The organism is Campylobacter sp. RM12637, from assembly GCF_020137645.1.
In the GTDB taxonomy this organism is placed as follows: Bacteria; Campylobacterota; Campylobacteria; order Campylobacterales; family Campylobacteraceae; genus Campylobacter_E.
Map to the genome: position 1 here is coordinate 91,368 of NZ_JACGAV010000003.1, position 20,527 is coordinate 111,894.

The following is a 20,527-nucleotide window of genomic DNA, read 5'->3' on the forward strand; positions in this document are numbered from 1 at the left end:
TGTAGTAAATTGTTGCTTAAATGCAACTTAGTTGCAAAAAATAAATTAGGTTTAAATTTTAATTTTTTTTGCTATTATTTACGAGATGAATTCAGTAAAATTATTAAAAAAGCACGATATCGGTATTACAGAACTTAGAATTTTATTATTAGATGAGCTTTTAGCTGCTAAAGAGCCTATGAGTTTTGATGAATTTAAAACTAAGGCAAATAAAACTACATTTTATAGGACGATGGAGCAGTTTCAAAAGTCTAAATTGGTAAATAAAATTGATTTAGATGGCAAGGGTTATTATCAAATAAATAAAGGTAATAATGCACTTTTTGTGTGTGATATTTGTCATCATACTAAAGATTTGGAGTTTCCAACAATTAATAATTTAAAAGTTAATTCTGTCTTGGTAAAAGGAGTTTGTGAGGAATGCAAGGACAATGATGAATAAGATTATATTTTTAATTGTATTTATTGTTTTTGCTTTTGCAGATGAGAATATATATAAACCTTTAACTAGCATACCTTATGATAAAAAATTAGCTGCCGTTGGTAAAAGATTATATTTTGATGTAAATTTAAGTCCTAATAAAGTATCTTGCAATACCTGTCATAATTTAAATCTTACTGGTAGTGGGACAAATAATTCTGGTATAAATTCTGATAATTTGACAAATCCACCAACAATTTTAAATATTGTATATTCTAATTTATTTTTTAAAGACGCAAATATTACCGATTTAAAAGAACAAATTAAAAGAACATTAAGAGATGATATGAATATTACTCCTGATGAGTTTGATGATTGGGTTAAGTTAAATGTAACATATCAAAGATGGTTTAATGAAATAGGATTAGCCGCTAATTATGATAATTTAGTAAGTGTTTTGGTAGAATTTGAAAAAGCCTTAATAACTCTTGATGCTCCTTTTGATTTGTATTTAAAAGGAGATAAAAATGCTATAAGTGATAATGCTAAAAGAGGACTTAAATTATTTAATTTTTATGGCTGCTCGTCGTGTCATAATGGTAGTAATTTTGGAAGTAATATAATTGCTGATATAAATACTAGCTTTTCAGAAGGCTGTAAATTAGAAGATGGTAAAGTAAAAGTGCCTACTTTAAGAAATATTACAATAACTCAACCATATACTTATAAAGGAGCTTTTAAAAATTTAGAAGATATTGTTAGGTCTATGGCTGCTTGTCAGCTAGGAATAGTTATGCCAGATAAAGATGTTGATGATATAATAGAATTTTTAAAAACCCTTGAAGGAAAAAGACCTAAGATTTTGGAAGAAAGATGAATAGAGAATATAAAAACATAGAAATAAAAACATTCGTTCAAAAAATTTTACAAATATTTATTGCTGCTATGATGATTGGTATATTTGTTTGTACTGGTATATTTTTTACCAAACTTCATCAAATAGATATTAATTACGATATAAACAATCATATACACGAAATTATGTTAGATAATCAAGAATTAATGCTAAATATAGAAAGACCAAGTATTTATGCAAATTTTGAAAGTAGTGGTAAAAAATTAAGCGAAATTGATATTAAAACTAGTGAATTAATTCAAATTCTTAAAAACAATAATCAGTTGAGTATGGCTGAAGAAGAAAAAATTAAAAAAAGTATAGAACAATTAAAGCAATATATAAAAGATTTTAATAGTTTATTAGGAACTAGTGGAAGTGATTTTAAAAGCTTTAATGTGCTTTACTCTCAGTCAAAATTGGTTGATGTAAAACAAAATGTTTTAGAGTATATATTTGCTACTAAAATTAGCGTGAGTTCAATAAAAGGATATATTGAGTTTTTAGACTCATTAATAGAAAATAATACAAAACAAATTATTGATTATAAAACACAATTAATTGAACTAAAACAAAATTATGCAAAAACCAAATTAGATAAAGATAAAGAATATATAGATCTTTTAGAAGATAAAGTTGCAACTATTGATGATGAAAAAACATATTTAATTTTAAGTAGAAAATTATTAAGTGATGTGAAGCAATTGCACGAAGAAAAGAATGAGATTAAGAATTTTACAGATTTTGAAAATATTTTAACTCAATTAAAATTACAAATTCTAACGAAAATTGAACACTTAGAAAAAACAAATGACCAATTAGTATTAGTTGGTGCAATTTTTGCAGTTTTATTAATATTTACTACTTTTATTATTTTTAAATATAGCTCTGATTTAACAAATGCTTTAAATATTTTATATAAAGCATTTTTAAATTCTCCAATTCAACAAGTTTTAATTAATACAAAAAATAAAAAGAATTTATATGCTGAATATGTAAATGATACTTTTACATTTAATGTCCATGCACCAACCGAACAAAGTGAAAGCATAAGAAAAGCACAAGCTGTGAATTTTTATGATTCGTTAGATGGGATTATTGATTTAAGTGATAGTGCTAAGGGGTTTGATTATGGAACTTTAATTCAAGAAAGTCATAGTAAAATCCAAGCTTATAATGAAAATGATATTACAAGTAGAAAAGAAACTAGATTTTTCTCTGTGTTTAGAAAAAATTTAGGTGATAATATTGAGCTGATTAATAAAGTTGATGTAACTAAAAAAATCTTACAAATTAAAGATTATAAAACTAAGCTTGATAATATGCAAAAGAAATTAGATACAGATAGCTTAACAGGTTTATTATCTTTACAAGCTTTACAAGATAGGGAATTAAAAGACGATAAAGCTAATAAAAATAATATTTTCTTATATTTAAAAATTGATAATTTCAATGATTTAAGGCTGAATTATTCAACTATTATGATTGATGAAATTATAAAGATTTTTGCAAATTCTTTAAAAAATGCTTTAAATGTGAAAAATAACGATGAGGTATTAAAAAGCACCAGTATTTATCATTTGCAACTAGACGAGTTTTGTATAGTTTATAAAAACCACGAAGAAGCTATGGCAGCAGCTGATTTGATACAAAATCATTTTAAAACTCAAACAATCAACTCTACAAGGGGTAAAAAAAATAAATTTGAGTTAAAAATAAATTCTGGTATGGAACTTAAAGACTTAGAATTAAATATTGGAATTTCAAGTGAGCGTGATATTAGAAAGTCAAATCAAGAGATTATTAATAGACTTGCACAAGCAATCCTTGCAAGTTATGAGACTATTAAAACAAAAGAGCCTTATTGTGTTTATAAAGAAGGTTTAAGTATAGAAAAACAACACGCAGAGCAACAAAGAGTAGTAGGTCAGATAAGATATGCTTTAGAAAATGATAAAATATTTGTGGTTTGTCAGGGTGTGCATAATTCTATCACAAAAGAAGTTTCTTATTATGAAGTGTTAGTTAGGTTAAGAGATGAACATAATAATATAGTATCACCGGGACTTTTCTTAGATGTAGCAAGAAAAGTGGGTCTTTATAAAGATATTCAAGAAGTAGTAATTAATAAGGTTTTTGATTTGATAGAGCAATATCCTAATGCGAATTTTAGTATAAACCTAGCTAACTCTGATATTATCAATAAAGAAACTAGAGATGTGTTTGAAGGTAGATTAGAAAAATGCTCTCGCCCAGAAGCTTTATGTGTTGAGATATTAGAAAGCGAAAGTATTGATAAATACGATGATTTATCAAATTTCTTAAAATCAATTTCGTTTAGGGGTTGTAAGATAGCAATAGATGATTTTGGTAGTGGATATTCAAACTTTTATAGATTATTAAAAATTAAGTTTGATTATTTAAAAATTGATGGCTCAATCATTGAAAGTTTAGTAATTGATAATAATGCTAGAACCGTTCTTGAAACTCTAGTAGGATTTGCTCATAAGCAAGGTTATGAAGTTGTGGCTGAGTTTGTAAAAAATCAAGAAATTTTAAAAATAGTTCAAGATTATGGAATAGAAAAAGCTCAAGGGTATGAGCTAAGCAAACCTGAAGAACCACATAATATTTTTATTTAGAATTTAAAATAGGAATTTGAAAATCTATTAATATATAAAAAGGAGCAATAATGAGAAGTGATACTATTAAAAAAGGTTATACAAAAGCACCAAGTAGGTCATTATTAAGAGCCGTTGGGCTAAAAGATGAAGATTTTGCAAAGCCATTTATTGGGGTTTGTAATAGTTTTATAGAGATTATTCCAGGGCATTTTTATCTAAATAAATATGCTGAAATTATCAAAGATGAAATACGCAAAAACGGCTGTGTGCCATTTGAGTTTAACTGCATTGGTGTTGATGATGGTATTGCTATGGGACATAGTGGAATGCTTTATTCGTTGCCAAGTCGTGAATTAATAGCAAGTAGTGTTGAGACGGTTATGAACGCACATAGCCTAGATGCAATGATAGCTATTCCAAACTGCGATAAAATTACTCCAGGTATGATTATGGGGGCTTTAAGAGTGAATGTGCCTACTATTTTTGTAAGTGGTGGAGCGATGGCTGCAGGTAAGCTTAAAGATGGTTCTCAAATTGATTTAAATACAGCGTTTGAAGCAGTTGGCGAATACGAAGTTGGTAAAATTGATGAAGCAAAATTAAAAGAAATTGAATGTGCTGCATGTCCTGGAGCTGGAAGTTGCAGTGGAATGTTTACGGCAAATTCAATGAATTCTTTAATGGAAAGCCTTGGTATTGCACTTAAGGGAAATGGAACTATTTTAGCTTTAACTTCTGAAAGAGAAGAATTATTAAGAAGTGCTGCAAGAAGAATTTGTGAGATTGCAAAGAGCGAAGAGCTAAGCGAAAAATACAAAATTAGAAATATTTTAAATAATAAGAGTTTAAAAAATGCTCTTGTTTGTGATATGGCAATGGGCGGTAGCACAAATACAATTTTACACACTTTAGCAATTGCAAAAGAAGCTTATGCTGATGAGATTGATTTAAAATTAATGCACGAAATCGCTCAAGATACACCACATATAGCTAAGGTTAGCCCAAGTCTGCCAGGAACTCATATGCAAGATGTAGGAAGTAGTGGTGGAATATATGCAATAATGAATGAAGTTAGCAAAAAAAGTAAATTCTTTAGCAAAGATGCACTTACTATTAGTGGAGATAGCATAGGAGAACTGATTAAAGATAGTAACCCTGATGGAAAGGCTATAAAAACTTTAAATAATCCATACTCTGAGCGTGGTGGATTATGCGTATTATTTGGCAATATCGCAAGAGAAGGTGCGGTAATAAAGGTAGCCGGTATCGTTGGTGATAAGGTTTTCCGTGGTAAATGTGTTTGCTTTAATTCTCAAGATGAAGCAATAGCAGGGATTAGCAGTGGAAAAGTGGTTGCTGGAGATTGTGTAGTAATTCGCTATGAAGGTCCAAAAGGTGGTCCTGGAATGCAAGAAATGTTAAGCCCAACAAGTCTTATTATGGGTAGGGGCTTAGGTGCGTCGGTTGCATTGCTTACTGATGGTAGATTTAGTGGAGCAACTCGTGGTTTTAGTGTAGGGCATTGCTCGCCTGAAGCTGCTGAAGGTGGTGAAATAGGGCTTATTAAAGATGGAGATTTAATAGAAATTGACACTATTAAATGCACTATAAATCTATTAATTGATGATGAAGAAATGGCTAGAAGAAGAGCGGAATTTAAGCCTATTAAAAAAGAGCTTAATTCAAGATGGCTTAGAATGTATCAAAAGCTAGTTAGTAATGCTAGTAGCGGCGGTGTTTTAGACCTTGATGGTTTGAATGAAATGAAATAATTTTAGGGATTTCTTAAGGAAATTCCTAGTTTTGTATTTGAAATTTTTGTAGAATTTGAAATTACTTTTTTACTTTAAATAAATTAATAAAAATCTCTTATTTTATTAAGCTAGGAACAAAGAACCTAAAAAATCAAGTGCAAAAAGGTGCAATTGATTTGGATATAGCTAGACAAACTAAAGATGAAAAAATCGCACAAGAGCAAATAAAAACTGCAAAAGATATGGAAACTCTAAAGCAAAATCAAATAACTTCTTATTTTATGCCTAAAAAATATCAAGCAGATATTAATCATAGCAATGCAAGTGCTAGTAATTTATGGGCGAATGCAAGAGCTACAAATTTTAATACAAATGTAGCAAAAAGTAGATTTAACGAAGAAGAAACTATAAAAAGCTTATATTCAAATGTGAATGAATACTCACAAAATAGTGGCAAACAAGGAGAAGATGCTTTTGATGGATATTATAATGGTCTTTATTTAAAATATTTAGACGCTAAACAACAAGGATTTGATACTAGTGCATACGAAAGAGAAATAAGCTTATTAAATAAACACAAACCTAGCATTATGCAAATGTATAAAGTGCAATTTGATGGAGCTAATCCGTATGTTAAAAATAGTGGCAATAGTGCAAATAGTATGAATGATTATTTTGGAGTTTTAGACAAAGTTTCACAAATAAGCGATACAAAAGAAAACCTAGAAAAAGAATTAAAAGATATTGATAGTAAAATATTGTTAGCTAAAAAAGATGGAGAAAAAGAAAATATAATAAAATTAGAGCAAAGAAAAGATGAATTAAAAAACAATTTAAAACAATATGGAAATATTAATATCCCTAATGTAGGAGTAATACATACTTTAGGAGCATTGCAACAAATTTATGGTAAATAAGAAGGACTTAATAGACAAAACGAACTAGAAAATCTAGCGGCACAAAAGAAACTATTGAATACTTATGCAGGATTAATTGAAGAGTCTAACCTACACGGATGGGATGGAAATGTATTAAATAAAACGCTTAATATTTTAGGATATGGAACAGTTAAAGACAACTTAAGAGAAGTAGCAAAACAAATAAAAGTATTAGCACAGACAAAAAGTATGAAGCTAAAACAACAATATGAAATATTTGCTTCTTTAGTTGATGATGATAGCTTATTCGGACAAAACGATGAAAGACTTATGCAAAACGCTAAGATATTTGACAATTTCTTAACTACTCAAGTAGATAGTGTATTAACAGCGTTTAATGATAGACAAAAAAATATGATAAAACAAGGGGTAAAATACGACCTTAAGCCTGTAGAATATTATTTCAAAAACAAACCTAAAAAAGCAAATTATCAAGGTATAAAAACTAATTATTCTAATAAAGGACTTGGTTATAACAATCCTTATGCAGGTGCAACTATATAAGTTTTAACTCCTTTTATGTTAATATAAATAAAAGGAGTTTTAATGAAATATATAGTTTATTTATTATTAATATGTAGTAGCTTATTTGCTTTTAGCGATGATGAATTATTTAATCAATTACCTAAAAATTGGGATGATGAACAAAAGAAAGAAATAGTTAAATATTATAAAGAATATGGTAAAAATTATAATAACATAAATGATTATGCAAATGATACTAGAAATAATTTCTCTAAGCTTTATAAACAATCAGAATATTTAATTAACGATGATAATCTTTATGCTCATTATGAGCTAAATGATAAGCATAGAGTGATTAATTCATATATAAATTATTTAAACGACAAAACACTAAAAAAAGAAAACGCCCTAGATTTTAACGCTTTTGTATTTAACAAAATTAGTAGATTAGAAAACGATTTAAAATCAGAATTACAAAGCTATTATGCAGTATTAAATGCTAGTAATACAAAAAACTCTTGGCTAAATGAATATGCAAGGGATTATAATAAGGCTTTAAAAATGAACTCAAGCTATGATGAAATAGTATTTAATATCTTTATAAAATCTCATTTTAACGAATATGAATTAAGTAAAAATACAAAAAATGAAATAATAGCAACGGACAAAGCCTTAGGGCTTAGTGCAAATGTAGGCGATATAGAAAGCTTTAATTACTATACCTTAAAGGCATTTATCTTAAACTATCTAGTAAGTTTTTTAGGATTAATCACAGGTATAATTCTATGCATAAAATATAAGGATAAGACATTAGTATATATAAGTTCGTTTGTATTATTAGCTTTAGGTTTAGTGATTGATTATTTTGTAATCGGAATAAAATTACTTAAATATGTGTAAACCCTAGCAAAACACGGCTAATTTGCTAGGGTTAGGTGAATTGCTTTAAGCTTAGGCTAAGCCGTGCTTCACTATAATTTAGTTAGTTTGAAAAAATAAATGGTTTTACTAGAACTTTTTTAAAGTTCTTAGTAAAGCTATGATTAAAACGATTAAAATAATAGTTTCTCCCATATTACCACCTTTCCACCCTAACAAGCCTAAGGCAAAAAGCAAATCATATTATAAATTAATTTTTATTAAAAATATTTTAAATAGTTATTTAAAATAAATAATTTTTAAAACTAATACTGATTTATTATTTTTATAAAATTACTTAAAATCTTGATTTAAATTATTTTAGGATAATTTTTGTATGATTAACATCTCTATTAACTTTTAACATTTATAATTTTTCAACAAATAAAAATTATTAATAAGGAGACAAATTATGTTAGTTACAAAAAAAGCACCAGATTTTACAGCTCCAGCTGTATTAGGAAACAATACAATAGATAACAATTTTAATCTATACAAAAATATGGGTAAAAAAGGAACAGTAGTATTCTTTTATCCAAAAGATTTTACATTCGTATGTCCAAGTGAAATTATCGCATTTGATAAAAGATTTAAAGATTTTCAAGATAGAGGAATTAATGTAATCGGAATTAGTGGCGATAATGAATTCTGCCATTTTGCTTGGAAAAATACTCCAGTGAATCAAGGTGGTATTGGCAATGTACAATTTCCTTTAGTAGCAGACCTTACAAAAGAAATCGCTCGTGGTTTTGATGTATTATTTGATGAAGCAGTAGCTTTAAGAGGTTCATTCTTATTAGACGCTGATGGAACAGTTCGCCACGCGGTAATTAATGACCTACCACTAGGAAGAAATATTGATGAAATGATTAGAATGGTAGATACAATGCTATTTACAAATGAGCATGGTGAAGTATGTCCAGCTGGCTGGCATAAAGGCGAAAAAGGTATGAAAGCTGATCCAAAAGGTGTTGCTGATTACCTAGCTAACAATAGCGAAAAACTATAATTTAAAGGCTAGGATTTTCCTAGCCCACTTAAAATTAAATAATTTTTTAAATATTGATTTTTTCACTTCTGTTTTCTTGCTTATAAAATTTACTTTTATATTATTTATATTATTTGGTATAAAGTCTTTGTTAATTTTGTGATTATTTATATAAAAATATTTTTTGCTAATATTATTTGCGAATGGAATTTCATTAAAAGATACATTGCCATTTCCAAGTGCTTTAAAAATCTCATCTTTTCTACTTTTTCTAAAATCATAAAACCTAAAGCCTTGCTTAATGCAGTTTAAATAAAATTCCACTTCTTTATCTATATCAAAATCTATCTCATTTGGGCTAAAAATACTATGATTTTTGGGTTTGAAATTATACAAAAACTCACAATTTTGATTAAATATTTTTATAAAATCTTGAGTGTATATAAATCTTAAAAATCTAGTTTTTTTGCCCTTAAAATGTCTTAAATCAGATTTTAAAAATCCGTTTGCAATAATTGTTGTATTTTTTGGAAAATTTATATTTTCTAAAAATGATAAATTTTCAATGAAAATATAGTCAAAATATTTCAATTTTTTAACTTGTAAAATTGCTAAATCATTAAAAATATCTATGTGGTAAATATTTTTATTTAAGCCCTTTGTATCAGTATTACAAATATATAAAACTAGATGATTTTTGCTTAGATTATTTGCTAATTCTTTTAAAAGAATTTCAATTTCGCTATTTTTAGAATATATATAAAATCCATCAAAACTCTGTAAAAACACATTGTTAAGTGATGGATTTTTAAACATTTTAAAGCTTTAAAACGCCTTCTTCAATCAAAGAAATTGAGTGTGGCTCAATCACTCTTGTATGCACTTCTTCTCCATTTTTTAAAAAAAGTATCGTAGGAATATGGCGAATACCCAAATCAGCTCTTATATTTTCATCTTTATCAACATTTACATGGTAAAAATTTATATTAGTATATTTTTGACTAAGTTCTACCAAAAACGGCTCAGCAATCTTACAATCCCTACACCAAGGTGCTCCAAAAGCTATAACACAAGTTGCATTATCTTTAATATCTAAATATTCTTGATAATTAATCTCTTTCATTGTTTAAATCCTTATATTCATTTTTATTTAATGTTTTTAACTCGCTATCAGTCGCAATCGCTGCAATCATAGCACCATTTACATTGCTCATAGTTCTTACCATATCTATAATAGGGTCAATTGCAAAAATCACACCTAGTAAATAAAACTTATCCCCAAGTCCAAGCCCTGTAATCATAATAGAAGCTGCTACAATTGAAATTCCAGGAATTCCTGCGATACTTAAAGACCCAACAAGAGTAATTATAATAATTAAAACTGCACTAGATAAATCAATGCTAAGCCCTGCACTATGCATAATAAATGCAGCCACAAGCCCTACATAATACCCAGCACAGCCACTCATTCCTATAGTAGCACCCAGCCCTGCTACAAAGTTTGCATTGTTTTCACTAACGCCTAATTTAGTATGAAGTGTGCGAATGGTAATCGGTAAAACACCCGCTGAACTTCTTGAAGTAAAAGCCAATAATAGCACTTCAAACGCTTTTTTATAATACACCATAGGAGATAAGCCGTGAAATGCTAAAATGATAGAAAATACAATAATCATTAAAATTCCACTTGCATAAGTTAGTATTATAAATAATCCAGCTTCTTTCATAGCTGCAACTCCATTTGCTATTAGCACATTTGCAATCATCGCAACAACAGCATAAGGCATTAGTTGGATTATATTTGTAATTACATTCATAATAATTTTGTTTATAAAAATTACTAGGTTTTTATAGGTGCTAAATATTTCTTTATTTTCTTCTTTTGTGCCTATTTTTCTTGCACCAAGAGTGAATAAAAATGCTACTAAAATTACTCCTAAAATATTATTATTTGCAAAAGAATCTATGATATTATTTGGCATTAAACCTAATAAAATTGAGCTTAGAGTTCTAGCTTCTTTTATAGTTTTTGAAGTTTGCACTACAACATCACTTCCTAGATTAAATATTACACCTAAACTAAGACCTATAGCACTTGCAATTGCAGTAGTTATTAAAAGCCAAAAAATACTTCTACTAAGAATTGATGAAATCTTTACTCCACCTTCAAGCTTTAATAAAGATGATGAAATTCCAAAAAACACAATAGGAACTATCATAAGTTTTAATAAGCTAATAAAAATACTTACAACGAAAGAATACCAAATTCTAGTTTGCTCAAGCCATAAAACTTCTTTAGAATTTGCAGGAAAATTTGCCAAATATTGAGCTAATACACCCAAAATAACACCTAAAAATAGTGCCAATGTCATTCTTTTTGCAAAACTTATAGTATATGCTAAACGATTTAGCCAAAAGCATAATATTAGATAAACTAATACAAAAGTAATTGATAAAGGCTCTGAAAGTGTAAAAAAGTTAATGAAAAAATCTTTCATAATTCTCCTTTAATATTTTTTTTAAGAGATAGATTTTATCCTAAATAAATTAAGAAATAAAAATATTAAAGGAGAGAACTATTGTTTAAATTTTTAAAAGAAAGGGAAATGGCGCGGCGGACGGGGCTCGAACCCGCGACCTCCGGCGTGACAGGCCGATATTCTAACCAGCTGAACTACCGCCGCAACCTAGTTTAAGAAATGGTGGTCGCTATAAGACTCGAACTTATGACATCCACCTTGTAAGGGTGGCGCTCTACCAACTGAGCTAAGCGACCAAGATTGATGGTGTCCTGTGCTGGATTCGAACCAGCGGCCCCCTCATTAAAAGTGAGATGCTCTACCTGCTGAGCTAACAAGACATTAAAATATTTGTGAAAGGTTGAATGATACAAAAAAAATTTTTAATTGTCAAGAAAAATCTAAAAAATTATATTTTAATTCAAGAATTTGGCATAAAAAATAAAAAGAATTTAAATTCCGATAATATAAAATAAAAAATATTATAATTTTATAATTTAATTAAAATTTTTAAGTATAATTTAATTAAATACTTTGAAAGTATTTGTATTTTAAGGAGTATTAATGCAAAGAAGGGAATTTTTAAAAGGCTCTGCATTTTTAGGTTCATTAGCCTGTATTAATCCAGTTTTGAGTGCTAATGCCTTTACAAACGGGGATAAAAAAAGTGTTTTTTCGGTTTGCGAGATGTGTTCTACTCGCTGTCCTATTGAAATAAGCGTTAAAGATAATAAAGGTGTATTTATTAATGGTAATCCAAAATTTAGTGCAAATAAAACAAGCGTATGTGCAAGGGGTGGAGCAGGAATTAATCAATTATATGATAAAAACCGCCTTATTAAGCCTTTAATTCGTGTAGGTAAGCGTGGGGAAAACAAATGGCGTGAAGCTAGTTGGGACGAAGCTTTAAACCTAGTTGCAACAAAGTTAAACGAAATAAAAGAAAAGCACGGAGCTAGTAGCGTAATATTTACAAGCAAAGCCGGAGAATCTCACACTCATATGAGTAATTTTGCCTGTGCTTACGGCAGTCCTAATATATTTTCACATTATTCAAGCTGTCCGATTACTTATAATATGGTTTTAGAGCATACTTATGGCGGCGGCTTATCAAGAGATTTTGCTAATGCAAAATATATTGTAAATTTCGGACATAATTTATTTGAAGGTATAGTGATAAGTGATGCTAAAAAACTAGCTAAATTTGCAGCTGCAAGTGATACAAAACTACTTGTCCTTGAGCCTAGATTTAGCGTAGTTGCTGCTAAGGCTGATGAGTGGCTACCTATTAAGCCAGGAACTGATGTGGCGTTTTTGATGGCATTAATTCATATTTGGCTAAGAGATGAAAAATACGATAAAGAATTTGTAAATGAATATTGCATAGGACTTGATGAGCTTAAAGCTAGTGTAAAAGATACAAGCCCTAAATGGCAAGAAAGTATCACTGGAATTAGTGCTGATACTATTGAGCGAATTGCCGATGAAATCTATAAAGCTGCTCCTAAAGTAGTAATTGATTGGGGACATAAAACCACTACTACTTATGCAGAATATCAACGCACAAGAGCTATTGCAATAGCAAACGCTTTAATGGGAAATTATGAGAAAAAAGGTGGCATTCACACTAGCAAAAATACAAATACTTTAAATAAAATCATAGGCGAAGATATTTTCCCTACTCTTGATAATCCTAGCAATGTTTTTAAGGTTCCTAACACTCCTAGAATTGATGGTGCAGGTGAAGTTGGAAATAAAAATTATTTTGTATCCAGAAAACACGGAGTTTTAATGGATATTGCCCCTACAATACTTAGCAAAAAGCCATATCCTATTAAAGCTTGGGTAAATACTAGGTTTAATCACTTAGTAAATGTAGCAAATGTAAATGAGAGTTTAAAGGCTATAAACGAGCTAGATTTTATAGTAAGTATTGATATATATTTAAATGATTTTAGCAATTTAGCTGATGTGGTATTACCAGAAAGCTCATATTTAGAGCGAGATGAGAGCATTGCAACTATAGGAAATGGCTATTATATGAGAAATAAAGCCGTAGAAGTTATAGGCGATACAAAAAGTGGTTTTGATATATTTAGAAAACTAGCAAGTATGATGAAAATTGATGAGCTTTATACTTATACAACAATAGATGAGTATAGAATGCAACAAGCTAAAGGCAATGTAGATTTACTAGCAAATCTTAAAAAAGATGGCATAGTAACTTATAAAGTCCCTAGTCTTTATTTAAGAGAGCCAAAAACCATAAAAGAATTTGCTAAAACTTATCTGCAAATTAAAGATAAAATTGATAGTAACGGCGAATTAAGTTCACTAATTAACTTTAAGACACCTAGTAAAAAAATAGAGCTTTTCATAGAAAAAGTTGAAAACTTATTCCCAACTCACGGCTGTTTAAATACAACTGATTATGATGTGTTTAAAAATCATGAATTTTGTCTAACAAGTGGCAAAACTCCAATTCATACAAACGCTCATACTCAAAATATCCCAATTTTAAATGAATTAATGAGTGAAAGTCCTGTGTGGATAAATGAAACTAAGGCTAAAGAATTAGGCTTTAAAGATGGCGATTTAGTATATTTAGAAAATGAATTTGGCAAAATCCAAGTAAAACTTATGCTAACTCAAGGAATTCGTCCTGATACATTGTTTATTTATCACGGATTTGGTCGTAATACTCCAGCACTTAAAAACATTCACGAAATAGGTGCAAATGATAGCATAGTGCTAGGTTCAAGAAGTGGTTATGTTTGTAGCACAATGGTTACAAATATAGGCGTAGATATTAAAAGGGCTTAAAGATGAAAAAGTTTGTAATGATTCACGATGAAAATTTATGTATAGGTTGCGAGGCTTGTAGCGTAGCTTGTAAAAACGAAAATCAAATTCCAAGTGGGGTTTTTAGAGTGCAAGTTCATGCGAAAATGAAGGGAGTTTTTCCAAATCTTCAAACAGATTTTACAAGGGCAAGTTGTGTAATGTGCGAAGATAGCCCGTGTGTAAGCGTATGTCCTACTGGAGCTAGTTTTAAACTAGCAAATGGAATAACATTAATTGATGAAAATTTATGCGTATCTTGCAAATACTGCATATTAGCCTGTCCTTATAATGCAAGATTTCTTAATCCTATCACAAAAGCAATTGATAAATGCACTTTTTGTTATCCAAATAGAGTAAGCGATGGTTTAACCCCTGCTTGTGTTAGCGTATGTCCTACTGATGCACTAATTTTTGGGGATATAAATGATAACAATTCAGAAATCAATAAAGTCTTAGCAAGTAAAAGCGTTGAATATCCTAAAGCTCATTTAGGCACTAAACCAAAACTAGGTTTTATAAAAAACACAAAAGGAGGACGCTATGAATAATATGGCAGGAAGCTTAATGCAATATAATGAGATTTATTGGCCTTGGCCTATTGCACTATATTTGTTTTTAGCAGGGCTTAGTGCTGGGTGTTTGATGGTTTCATTAATAGTAAAATTTAATAGATTTACACATAATACTAATAGTATTTGGGACGCTACGATTAAAGCAGGAGCGTTAATTTCTCCACTTGCTATTAGCTTGGGGCTTTTGCTTTTGATAATTGATTTAGGCAAACCACTTACATTTTATTTATTGCTAATAAAATACAATTTTACTTCGGTTATGACTTTAGGTGTTTTGTTTTTATTAGTTTATACACCTTTAGCATTTTTATACGCATTAATCATTTTTGAGCGTGAAATAGGGCTTTATTTTAGGTTCTTAATTCCTATTACAAATTCCATAAGAAAAATGGCTAATTTTGCAAAGATGATTGAATATGTATTGTTTTTCTTAGCTTTATGTGTTGGTGCTTATACGGGATTTTTATTAAGTGCGATTTCTAAAATCCCTTTATGGAATACTCCTATTTTACCATTGCTTTTTGTGGTTTCTGCGTTTTCTTGTGGAATAGCTGCAAATATACTTGTGGGAATTTTATTTTTTAAAGCTCATTTAAATAAAGAAAACATAAAGTATTTATTAGTTTTAGATTTAAGAGCAATAATGCTTGAAATCCCTATCTTACTTTTGCTTTTTGTAGGAATGTATTATAGTGGGGGCGAGAGTTTAATATCGCTTAAGGCTATTTTTTCTCATGAGTTTTATTCAAAATTATTTTGGTTTGGAGTGCTAGGAACAGGGCTTGTTTTACCAATTTTAATAGCCCTAACCGCACTTAAAAACCACGCCTATAAACCTGCATTCATAATAATAAACTCTCTTGCTGTGCTAGTTGGAGTAATAATGTTAAGATTTTTTATCGTTTATGCAGGGCAAGTTTGCATTAGCTAAAGGTTTTCCTTTAGCTAAGCTATTATTTAACGCTATAAGTTACAAAGCCTTTATTTGTATATACGCTAAATTCCACAACATCAGAACAATCAAATATGCCAAATTGTTTAGTTTCACCAAATTTCATTGGCACTTTATAATCATAATAATATTTTCCATTGTATTTTTCTTTAGCAACTTGTTTTGCTTTTTCACAATTTTCAATATATTTTTTATTTTCTGTTTTTTCTACTCTTTCGTTTATGTGTTTAAAACCTTTGCTTTTATCATCTAAATCGTATTCGTACTCATAACTGCAATCTTCTTTACTTAATTCTGCCCATTTAATTAATTTTTCGCAATAATCAATCCAATTTTTATTTAGTATTCCAGTATTACATACTTTTGGTGGAGTTTCATCAGATATTAAGTTATCGCTTAAATTGTATCCATCATGTTCTTTATTCCAATCTCTTACTTCACAAGCACCACGATTTGCTGTAATTTTTTTAATTTCAATATCATCTTTAGCTGTTAGACTTAAAATGTGTCTTATCGTAATATATTTACCGAATCCTTTTGTTTCAGTTTCAATATCAAACTTAAACGCATCTTGACTTAATTCTTTTTTTTCATCAGAACAAGCACTCATAAATAATGCCACGCTACAAAACAAACTAGCTGTTAATAATTTTTTCATATTTCTCCTTAAATATTTTAAAAATCAGTATAATACCCCCCCCCATTCTTAAGTTTTACTTAATTTGTATTAGCTACATATAATTTATTTAGCTAAGCTAATTGTTTAATGAGTGTTTTTATACTATTTGCTGAATATTTTTTAAGGAGAATTTATGAATAAGTTAATTTTAAGTGTTGCTTTAGCTTCATCGCTTTTTGCTGCTACATCGTGTGATAAGGTTTTAAATAAACTTGATGAGCAAATCACAAAAGTTCAAAATCAAAAAAAGGCAAATCCAGAAAGGTTAGAATATTTAAAAACACAAAAACAAGAAATCAGCAAAAATTGTGTAGATGGTAAAATAGATAATGAAAAATTAAAAACCATCAAAGCTGAAACTAAATATGATTACGAGAGTAAAAAATTAGAAAAAAGCCAAGCAAAACTAAATGCTAAAAAAGAAAAAGTTGAAGATAAATACAAAGATGATTTAGAAAAAATCAAAGCTAAAAAAGATAAAGAAGCTAAAAAATTAGCTGATAAAGAAGAAAAAGAATTAAAAAATAAAGCTAAAAAAGAAGCTAAAGAATTAGAAAATAAAGTTGATGATAAAGTAGAAAAAGTTGAAAAAGAGCATAAAAAATCAGAAAAAAAGCTTAAAAAACTTGAAGAAAAACTAAAAGAACAAACAAATAATTAAAACTTTCCCTAAATACTATTAAGTATTTAGGTTTAACTAATTATTGTAAAAACACTAATTGCCAAGCTAAACAATTAAAATAGCTAATTAGAATATTTTGCAGTTGATTAGGCAAGGCAGATTATTAAAATAATTTATTTTTTATAAGATTTTGCTATGTATTGATTAAATATCTTATCGTTTTCTTGCTTTCAAGTCTTTTTAATACTATTAAATCTATCTATGTAGTTTTTATAATTTAAACTCACTAATTAGCTCAATATTTCTTAGAATATTGCAAATTTATTAGCAAAATAATTTAGCCTAATTTCCTTAATTTTGCTATGAAAAAGCCTGAATGAGTATTTGTTGGCTTTATGCGATAAGTTTTATCAAGTCTATCATCACTATATTTTTCATCGTAATTACTTAATCCTTGTAAATATTCGCAAGGCAAATCAATTTCTAAAAGTTCTATATTAAATTTAGAATTAAGTGCATTATAAATCACTGCTTCGTTTTCATAAAAATTATGCGTGCAAGTGCTATAAACTAGCTCCCCACCAACCTGTAAAGCTGTTAGGGCAGAGTTTAAAAGCTTTTTTTGAGTAGTGGCGATTTGCTTTATTTCTTTTTGGCTTTTTGTGATAGAAAAATCGTGCATAAATGTGCTACAAGGAGCATCAAGCAATATTTTGCTAAATCGCTCAGGCGTTTTACGACCTATCAAAACGCCATCGTGATTATAGGTTTTTGCCTTTACGCCGTAGTTTGCTAGGATTTTTTTAAGATTAAAAAATCTTTTGCTATTTAGCTCATTTGAGCTTAGATTTTCACAATTGCTGCTAAAATTAGCTAGATTTATACTCTTACCCCCTGGAGCAGCACACATATCCAAAATAATATCGCTTGAGCTAACATTTAAAGCCTTAGCGCATAAATAGCTTGAATAATCTTGTATATAAATACCGCCATTTATTGCTAAATCGTGAGTTGAAATTCTTATTTTAAATTCTTGATTAAAAATATAAAAATTATTATCTATTTTTGTAGGTTCGTAAGTGTTAAATACACTTAAAAACTCTTCTTCACCACATTTAATAGAGTTTATAAATACTCCGAAATACTCCAAATCAATTGGCTTTTTAAAGCCATAAATCTCGTTAAAATGCTCGGTATGATTAAATATCATTAATATCCTTGTTCATTTAGTTTTCTATACTCATCGCAACCGCCCTGATAACCTAAATCACAAGCTTTGTTAAAGTATTCTTGAGCTTTTATTTTGTCTTTTTTCACACCTTTGCCATTACTATATAAAGCCCCTACCATAGAACAGCTTACACCGAATTTATTATTACAAGATTTGATATATAGATTGATAGCTTTTGTATAATTTTGCGTAACTCCAAATCCTTGTTCATATAAAAATCCTAAAACAAAGCAACCTAAGGCATCTCCACCATCACAAGCTTTAGTGTAAAGTTCGCTTGCTTTTACCAAGTCTTGTTTAACACCTCTTCCATCTGCATAAAATTTTCCTAGACCGGTACATCCCAAAGCATAACCACCATCGCAAGCTTTTTTAAAAAATTCAATAGATTTTTGATAGTTTTGTTCGTTAAAATATATTTCACCTAATTTTACACAAGCTACCAAATCACCTTTATTACACTTACTCTCAAGCTCATTTGCACCTAAAATACCAGCACCTAAAAGCACTAAACATAATAATTTTTTCATTTTACTTCCTGATTAAAGATTTCTTCTTCATTTATTTCTAATTCTTCGCAGTACTCAGGACTATAACGACAAACATCGGCTAAATATTTTTTTGCTAAATTTAAATCTTGCTTTACCCTATCGCCATTTTTATACATCAAAAACAAACGCTCACAGCTTGGGAAATATCCGTTATCACAGGTTTTTTTATAAATCTTAATCGCTTCTTTATAATCTTTTATTTTTTCATATTCGTATATTAATTCCTCACATTGATATGGTCGGTCATATTCACAAGCTTTTTTATAATATTCAATCGCTTTTTTATGATCTTGCTTAACCCAAAAACCTGTAGAATACTTATTGCCTAAACTTTTGCAAGCATTCGCTACTCTATTGTCACAAGCTATTTCATAAAACTGCATAGCTTTTTTAATATCTCGCTTTATACCACGAGCTTGTTCATAAAAAAAACCTAAATAATCACAACTTGAAAAATACCCACCATCGCATGCTTTTGTGTGTAGTTTAAAGGCTTTTTTATATTTTTTATGATCTTCATACTGCCCAGCTAGTTCGTAGCAACTTTCTAAATCATTTTGAGCGCATAATTTTTCATATTTTAGCGTATCTAAAAGATAGCAAGATGGGTGATCTTTTTCATCACATTTGCTTTTTAGTTCGGCTTCATTAAGTTTAAAGCAGGTTTTATAATCTATATTTAAGCATTCGTTATTGTTTTCATTTGCAACTAAAATACTTATACTAAAAAATACCAAAGATAATAATTTTTTCATATTTTATCCTACATATTTATTTTATAATTTCTTGTTGGTTTAACATTTCTAGTTTATCACAAGTTACGCCGCCTTTATATCGGCATGTAAGACTATAATATTTTTTTGCCATATTTATATCCTGCTCTATATTTTCGCCGTTTTCATACATTATTCCTAAGCGTAAGCAGGCATTATTATTTTTAGCATCACAAGAAATTTCATAAGCCTTAATAGCATTGTTAAAATCATCTATTTTTTCATATTGCCAAGCTAATTTTTCACATCTTCCTTTATTATACTCGCAAGCTTTTTTATAATATTCAATCGCTTTTTTATGATTTTGCATAAGCCAAAAACCTTCAGAATATATATAACCTATGCTTTCACATGCTAAATATTCCTTGTTATCACAAGCTATTTTATAAAAATGTATCGCCTTAGCAATATCTCGCTTTACCCCACGAGCATGTTCATAAAAAAAGCCTAAAAAATCACAACTTTGAAAATATCCACCATTACACGCCTTTGTATGCAATTCTATAGCTTTTTTAAATTTCCAATCACTCTCATATTCGTTAGCTAGTTTATGACAAGATTCATAATCGTTTTTGTTGCAATTGTTATCTAACTCAATTAGTGTTAATAAAAAACAAGCATGATAATCTTTATTGTCACATTTACTTTCTAAATTCTTATCATTTATCTCGTAGCAAGTTTTATAATTCATATTTAAACATTCTTTATTGGTTTTATTTGCAAATAAACTCATACCTACAAGCATCAAAAATAATAATTTTTTCATTTTATTTCCTTAAAA

At 28.9% G+C, this 20,527-nt stretch carries 20 protein-coding genes and 3 tRNA genes; 12 read left to right on the plus strand and 11 right to left on the minus strand.

The window, feature by feature from the left end:
* Window positions 1-85: 85 nt before the first annotated feature.
* From AVBRAN12637_RS02630 to AVBRAN12637_RS02665, 8 genes are all read left to right on the plus strand, one after another.
* Window positions 86-442, plus strand: a complete 357-nt coding sequence (locus tag AVBRAN12637_RS02630; protein WP_214116307.1) for a transcriptional repressor — start codon at window positions 86-88, stop codon at window positions 440-442.
* Complete coding sequence (locus AVBRAN12637_RS02635; protein WP_336615255.1) at window positions 435-1,298, plus strand: cytochrome-c peroxidase; 864 nt, start codon at window positions 435-437, stop codon at window positions 1,296-1,298. Before AVBRAN12637_RS02630 ends, AVBRAN12637_RS02635 begins: the two co-directional genes overlap by 8 nt.
* Window positions 1,295-3,958: an EAL domain-containing protein gene (locus AVBRAN12637_RS02640; RefSeq protein WP_336615256.1), complete on the plus strand. Its 2,664-nt coding sequence runs from the start codon at window positions 1,295-1,297 to the stop codon at window positions 3,956-3,958. The genes AVBRAN12637_RS02635 and AVBRAN12637_RS02640 overlap by 4 nt, the downstream gene beginning before the upstream one ends.
* A 50-nt stretch (window positions 3,959-4,008) precedes the next feature.
* Window positions 4,009-5,712, plus strand: coding sequence for a dihydroxy-acid dehydratase (gene ilvD, locus AVBRAN12637_RS02645; protein ID WP_214116313.1), 1,704 nt, complete (start codon window positions 4,009-4,011; stop codon window positions 5,710-5,712).
* Window positions 5,713-5,870: 158 nt separating this feature from the next.
* Window positions 5,871-6,611: a hypothetical protein gene (locus tag AVBRAN12637_RS02650; protein WP_336615257.1), complete on the plus strand. Its 741-nt coding sequence runs from the start codon at window positions 5,871-5,873 to the stop codon at window positions 6,609-6,611.
* Window positions 6,612-6,665: 54 nt separating this feature from the next.
* The gene (locus tag AVBRAN12637_RS02655; protein ID WP_336615258.1) at window positions 6,666-7,136 is read left to right on the plus strand and encodes a hypothetical protein; all 471 of its coding nucleotides are present in this window, start codon (window positions 6,666-6,668) and stop codon (window positions 7,134-7,136) included.
* 42 nt (window positions 7,137-7,178) lie between these two features.
* Window positions 7,179-7,997, plus strand: coding sequence for a hypothetical protein (locus AVBRAN12637_RS02660; RefSeq protein WP_336615259.1), 819 nt, complete (start codon window positions 7,179-7,181; stop codon window positions 7,995-7,997).
* A 430-nt stretch (window positions 7,998-8,427) separates the two neighbouring features.
* Window positions 8,428-9,024 carry a peroxiredoxin gene (locus AVBRAN12637_RS02665; RefSeq protein WP_214116319.1) on the plus strand — a complete coding sequence of 199 codons (597 nt, stop codon included), beginning with the start codon at window positions 8,428-8,430 and terminating at the stop codon, window positions 9,022-9,024.
* Here AVBRAN12637_RS02665 and AVBRAN12637_RS02670 read toward each other — a convergent pair.
* The 6 genes from AVBRAN12637_RS02670 to AVBRAN12637_RS02695 all read right to left on the minus strand — a co-directional run bounded on the left by AVBRAN12637_RS02670 (window position 9,019) and on the right by AVBRAN12637_RS02695 (window position 11,863).
* A complete protein-coding gene (locus tag AVBRAN12637_RS02670) occupies window positions 9,019-9,819 on the minus strand; it encodes a hypothetical protein (protein ID WP_336615260.1) in 801 nt (266 codons plus the stop codon). The two genes, AVBRAN12637_RS02665 and AVBRAN12637_RS02670, sit on opposite strands and share 6 nt — an antisense overlap.
* A 1-nt stretch (window position 9,820) precedes the next feature.
* The gene (locus AVBRAN12637_RS02675; RefSeq protein ID WP_336615261.1) at window positions 9,821-10,126 is read right to left on the minus strand and encodes a thioredoxin family protein; all 306 of its coding nucleotides are present in this window, start codon (window positions 10,124-10,126) and stop codon (window positions 9,821-9,823) included.
* The gene (locus AVBRAN12637_RS02680; protein WP_336615262.1) at window positions 10,113-11,501 is read right to left on the minus strand and encodes a cation:dicarboxylate symporter family transporter; all 1,389 of its coding nucleotides are present in this window, start codon (window positions 11,499-11,501) and stop codon (window positions 10,113-10,115) included. The genes AVBRAN12637_RS02675 and AVBRAN12637_RS02680 overlap by 14 nt, the downstream gene beginning before the upstream one ends.
* Window positions 11,502-11,610: 109 nt before the next feature.
* Window positions 11,611-11,687 (minus strand) — tRNA-Asp (locus AVBRAN12637_RS02685).
* A 16-nt stretch (window positions 11,688-11,703) separates the two neighbouring features.
* Window positions 11,704-11,779: transfer RNA gene (locus AVBRAN12637_RS02690), tRNA-Val, on the minus strand.
* An 8-nt stretch (window positions 11,780-11,787) separates the two neighbouring features.
* Window positions 11,788-11,863 (minus strand) — tRNA-Lys (locus AVBRAN12637_RS02695).
* A 223-nt stretch (window positions 11,864-12,086) separates the two neighbouring features.
* On the opposite strand from AVBRAN12637_RS02695, the gene phsA reads away from it, so the two are divergent.
* From phsA to nrfD, 3 genes are read left to right on the plus strand one after another with little or no spacing between them, the layout of a single operon-like run.
* Window positions 12,087-14,345 carry a thiosulfate reductase PhsA gene (gene phsA / locus AVBRAN12637_RS02700; RefSeq protein ID WP_336615263.1) on the plus strand — a complete coding sequence of 753 codons (2,259 nt, stop codon included), beginning with the start codon at window positions 12,087-12,089 and terminating at the stop codon, window positions 14,343-14,345.
* Between the two features lie 2 nt (window positions 14,346-14,347).
* Window positions 14,348-14,914: a 4Fe-4S dicluster domain-containing protein gene (locus AVBRAN12637_RS02705; protein WP_336614057.1), complete on the plus strand. Its 567-nt coding sequence runs from the start codon at window positions 14,348-14,350 to the stop codon at window positions 14,912-14,914.
* Window positions 14,907-15,869, plus strand: a complete 963-nt coding sequence (gene nrfD / locus AVBRAN12637_RS02710) for an NrfD/PsrC family molybdoenzyme membrane anchor subunit (protein WP_336615264.1) — start codon at window positions 14,907-14,909, stop codon at window positions 15,867-15,869. The genes AVBRAN12637_RS02705 and nrfD overlap by 8 nt, the downstream gene beginning before the upstream one ends.
* A gap of 22 nt (window positions 15,870-15,891) precedes the next feature.
* On the opposite strand, the gene AVBRAN12637_RS02715 is transcribed toward nrfD, so the two are convergent.
* Window positions 15,892-16,548: a hypothetical protein gene (locus AVBRAN12637_RS02715; protein ID WP_336615265.1), complete on the minus strand. Its 657-nt coding sequence runs from the start codon at window positions 16,546-16,548 to the stop codon at window positions 15,892-15,894.
* A gap of 154 nt (window positions 16,549-16,702) precedes the next feature.
* Between AVBRAN12637_RS02715 and AVBRAN12637_RS02720 the strand changes: the two genes are divergently transcribed.
* Window positions 16,703-17,230: a hypothetical protein gene (locus AVBRAN12637_RS02720; protein ID WP_214119628.1), complete on the plus strand. Its 528-nt coding sequence runs from the start codon at window positions 16,703-16,705 to the stop codon at window positions 17,228-17,230.
* 298 nt (window positions 17,231-17,528) lie between these two features.
* Here the strand turns inward: AVBRAN12637_RS02720 and AVBRAN12637_RS02725 are convergent, their stop codons facing one another.
* The 4 genes from AVBRAN12637_RS02725 to AVBRAN12637_RS02740 are packed head-to-tail and all read right to left on the minus strand — an operon-like array spanning window position 17,529 to window position 20,512.
* Window positions 17,529-18,401 (minus strand): RsmB/NOP family class I SAM-dependent RNA methyltransferase, encoded by an 873-nt coding sequence (locus AVBRAN12637_RS02725; protein WP_336615266.1) that lies wholly within the window; start codon window positions 18,399-18,401, stop codon window positions 17,529-17,531.
* A complete protein-coding gene (locus tag AVBRAN12637_RS02730; protein WP_336615267.1) occupies window positions 18,401-18,952 on the minus strand; it encodes a tetratricopeptide repeat protein in 552 nt (183 codons plus the stop codon). Before AVBRAN12637_RS02730 ends, AVBRAN12637_RS02725 begins: the two co-directional genes overlap by 1 nt.
* Complete coding sequence (locus AVBRAN12637_RS02735) at window positions 18,949-19,728, minus strand: tetratricopeptide repeat protein (protein WP_336615268.1); 780 nt, start codon at window positions 19,726-19,728, stop codon at window positions 18,949-18,951. The genes AVBRAN12637_RS02730 and AVBRAN12637_RS02735 overlap by 4 nt, the downstream gene beginning before the upstream one ends.
* Before the next feature lie 16 nt (window positions 19,729-19,744).
* Complete coding sequence (locus AVBRAN12637_RS02740) at window positions 19,745-20,512, minus strand: tetratricopeptide repeat protein (protein ID WP_336615269.1); 768 nt, start codon at window positions 20,510-20,512, stop codon at window positions 19,745-19,747.
* Window positions 20,513-20,527: the final 15 nt, after the last annotated feature.